This window comes from Muriicola sp., assembly GCF_041567615.1.
GTDB lineage: Bacteria > Bacteroidota > Bacteroidia > Flavobacteriales > Flavobacteriaceae > Muriicola.
The window spans coordinates 1-3,974 of the sequence record NZ_JBFGBM010000210.1; the positions used below are offsets into that span (position 1 = coordinate 1).

General features: G+C 45.9%; 3 protein-coding genes. 1 reads left to right on the forward strand and 2 read right to left on the reverse strand.

Translation table 11 applies throughout. From position 1 onward, the window contains the following. Positions 1 to 187 precede the first annotated feature (187 nt). The gene (locus tag ABYP73_RS11900; RefSeq protein WP_372974470.1) at positions 188 to 892 is read left to right on the forward strand and encodes an SDR family oxidoreductase; all 705 of its coding nucleotides are present in this window, start codon (positions 188 to 190) and stop codon (positions 890 to 892) included. A 2-nt stretch (positions 893 to 894) separates the two neighbouring features. Here the strand turns inward: ABYP73_RS11900 and ABYP73_RS11905 are convergent, their stop codons facing one another. Together ABYP73_RS11905 and ABYP73_RS11910 are read right to left on the reverse strand one after the other, a co-directional pair. Next, positions 895 to 3,648: a PD-(D/E)XK nuclease family protein gene (locus tag ABYP73_RS11905; protein ID WP_372974471.1), complete on the reverse strand. Its 2,754-nt coding sequence runs from the start codon at positions 3,646 to 3,648 to the stop codon at positions 895 to 897. Between the two features lie 60 nt (positions 3,649 to 3,708). After that, a partial coding sequence (locus tag ABYP73_RS11910) for an OmpA family protein (RefSeq protein WP_372974472.1) occupies positions 3,709 to 3,974 on the reverse strand: 266 nt, incomplete at its 5' end.

Here is a 3,974-nt window from a genome sequence, read left to right on the forward strand (position 1 = left end):
TGACCTCTTGCATGCCATGCAAGCGCTCTAGCCAGCTGAGCTAATCCCCCGCATTGGAAGCGCAAAGGAACTAATTTTTGAGTAAGTTTCAAAATCCATACTTTTTATTTTAAGAAAAGAATAACGCCCGAAGTTTCAATTCTTCCTCTTCCGCTTATTATTTTGGGAAAAACTAAAGCAGATACATATGAAAGGAAAAGTAGCCTATATCACGGGTGGTACAAAAGGAATTGGTTTAGGGATAGCGAAAAGACTGCTCAATGCTGGGATGAAGGTAGCCATCAGCGGAAGAAACGCGGAGGACGCGAGAATGGTTGCTCAGTCTCTCGGATCAGAAGACCGAGTGATAGGTCTGGGATCAGACGTTACCCGTCCAGAGGATGAGATAAATGCCGTTAAGGCTGTAATGAAAACCTGGGGCCAGCTCGATGTGGTTATTGCGAATGCCGGAATAGGCGTATTCAACCCTGTAGACACGCTGAGCATTGAGGATTGGAATAAGATGATAGACACCAACCTCAACGGCCCGTTCTTCACCCTGAAGGCTTCTATGGAAGCCCTAAAAGCATCAAAAGGATATTATATCACGATCGCCAGTCTCGCCGGAACTAATTTTTTTGCTTCAGGTTCCGGGTACAACGCGACTAAATTTGGGCTGGTCGGTTTTACACAGGCCGCCATGCTCGATCTGAGGCCCTATGATATCAAAGTATCTACCATCATGCCGGGATCGGTAGCCTCCCATTTTAATGGAAATCAGCCCGATGAAAGTGATGCCTGGAAGATACAGCCTGAGGACATTGGAGAACTGGTAGAAGATCTCCTGCGCATGAATCCGAGGACACTACCCAGTAAGATTGAAGTAAGGCCTACACGTCCGGACAAGAAATAGGCTCACTCAACTTTGGCTTCAAAAGGAATCTGAAGGTCGAATAAGGAGTATAACAATTGATGCAGTTGTTCCTTAAAGGCATCCAAAGCCTGAGTGTTTATGACATTCTCCTTTCGGGAAGTACCATTTCCCACGGTACCGGGGTACCCAAATAAGAAGACCTCTTTTTCCAGACTCCTGAAAGGGATGATACCTGCTTTAAAACTTTCGGAGGAATTCAGGCTGTGGAACATATAGGCGTATGACATCATCTGAAATGCCTTGGTTTTATCCGGATCGGTGATGATCTCACCCCATTCGCCTATTTCCACTTCAGATTTTTTCGTATTTCCTGTTTTGTAATCGAGTATCCTGAGCATGCCATCTTTCTTATCGACCCTGTCAATAATGCCCTTGAGGTATACCGGAAAGGGCAGGCCCGGTATGTCCAGTGAAATTTGCACGTTTTGCTCGACGGCCAGGATTTCTATGCGGTGCTTTTTACTTTCCTCTATCGCCATTTTCAGGTAATTTTCGAGATACTTCTGGATGACCTGGTAGGCAATAAGGTTCTTTCCGCTCTCCAGGGACACATTGGGGTAATGGTCCCTGAAGGCATTCCTTGTGATCTGTGGTATTTGCGGGATAAGCAGATTTAGCTTTTCGGGATCGATCACCGACCCCACAAAAGGAGTATAGAGATGCTCAAGGCTTGCATGCAATATGGTGCCAAAGGTATTTGCAGCGATGTTTTCTTCTACCTCCTCAGGCTCTTTGATGCCGAGCACATATTTTTTGTAGAACAGGATAGGATCACGGATGTAAGTGGCAAGGGCCGATGGCGAAAATCCAATAGAAGCCCGCTCTTTCAGGGTCTCCAGTACTGAGTGATCCTTCCTGATGCTTTCCTGCACAGGCTCGGGAAGGGTTAAGGATGGGGAGGCTATGATATGACGGATGTTTCCTGCCTTTCTTTTCTCCGTGAGTAGTTGAGATATAAAACGACTCGGCTCTCCTCCTTCGAGAACATCTGGCTCAGTGTTATAGAGCAGGTAAATGTTTTTCGCCCTTTGTAGCAGCCTGTAGAAATGGTAGGTATAGACTGCATCTTTTTCCTTGTAGGTAGGCATTCTGAATTCTTTTTTCACATCAAACGGAATGAAGGAAGAATGGGTTTTCCCTGAGGGTAAGATCCCTTCATTCACTGAAGTAATGATCACGGTCTCAAAGTCGAGATTCCGGCTCTCCAGCATACCCATGACCTGTATCCCTTCAAGAGGTTGCCCGTAGAAATCGATGGTCTCTCTCGTCATGAGCTCTCTGAAAAGGCTCTGGAAGGATCGGAGATCTGCGATGAATTCATATTTGTTCACATAGGCTTCGGTTTCGTTAAAGACACTTTCCATTTTAGTGAGGTATTGCAAACCTATCGCGTCTCCATCCAGCTTAAACCTATCTATCAGGGCTTTGATAAGGTCAGAAGAGGCTTTCAGCAGCTTTGAAGGCGTGGCAAATCCCTCGGAGAAAAGTAGGGAGAATATCTGCTCGTCTCCGGATTTGACTTCTTTCAAATGAGAGGGCCTTATGTAGACCCAGTTTTGATCCCTGACCATGGATCCAAGTCTATCCAGTGTTTCATCGGGCTTCTTAAATAACCTCTTTATATAAGGATGTGAGAGAAGGGAAAGGAGATCCCTGTGATACCAGCCCTGTCCTTTCCAATTTACATAGAGTGCGATAAACTCATTAAATAAACTGCCTGCAGGGCTCTGGGATAGGGGAAGCCCCATGGTTATATTCACTTTGGAAATGGAGGGGGGTATGGAATTGAGCAGGGGATTCAATAAGTTTTCATCTCCGAGCACCACGGCTGCACTTTTTTGAAAGGATGTATTTTCAGAGGCCAGTCTGTTGAGAAGGGAGCCCACATATTTTGCCTGAGACACGCTTTTGGGGACTCCTATGATCCTGATCTCTTTATGGCTTTCGTAGGATTCCACAGAGTCTTTAAGATGCTTCGCGGAAAGGGATTTCCACTTCTTGAAGTAGGACCTGATAAAGTATCCGGCATCATGGACCTTGTCCTGAATGAAAACCGGGTCGATATCCCAGAATATATCGGCTTTATCGTGGGAGAGCAGTGTTTTCATGATCACCTGCTCTGCAGTATTCAGGGCATTGAAACCTATGAAGACATGGTGGGTTTTTCCTGAATCCAGGGCGTACTGCTCTACTGCCTCACTCGCCTTGCGGTACACGAGTCCCTGGTATCCCAAATTCATATTCAGCAGGTGTTCCGAGAAAGCATTGTACAAAGGCTCAAGAGAATTCCAGAATTCAATGTAGGCCCTGATCATTGGCGTTTTATCCGGTCTGAGGTACCAGTGGTCTGTCTCCTGAATGGCACTGAGATAAGAAAAGATCTTTTCCTGAGAGATGAGATAGCGGTCAATTTCATTAAAATCCTGCAAAAGGGTTCCTCCCCATTTGGAGAACTCATGAAAACTCTCAGCCTCTTTTCCGCGCAGGCCCCTGTAAACTTCGAACAGCTCAAAGATGAGCTGGGTGTTCGTCGCGTACCGGATACCGGATAAGACGGACACGAATTCTTCTATGGTGTAGATCGCAGGGGCAAATCCTGGTTTAGGGGCAGTTTTTGCAAATAATTGCAGCAGGAAGAGCCCAGCCCGTTTGCTGGGAACCACAAGTACCAGGTGTTCATCTACCGTGTACTGTTCCCTGATTTGGGCAACTGTCTCTTCCAGAAATGTCTGCATATCTAAAAATAAAAAAAGCTCCGCATGGTGCGGAGCTTTTCATATATTTTGAACTCTTTCTTACTTGACCAAGTTGATCTCAACTCGCCTGTTCTGAGTTCTTCCAGCCCTTGTATTGTTAGAGGCAATTGGCTTAGACTCACCATATCCAACAGCGGTCAGCCTGTCTGCAGCGATTCCTTCGTTGACCAGGAAGTCCCTTACAGAATTAGCTCTCTTCTCAGACAATTCCTGGTTCAGTTTCTCACTACCTACACTGTCAGTGTGACCTTCTACGGTGAATTTGGCAGTTGGGTACTCGTTCAGGATCTTGATAATGTCTACAA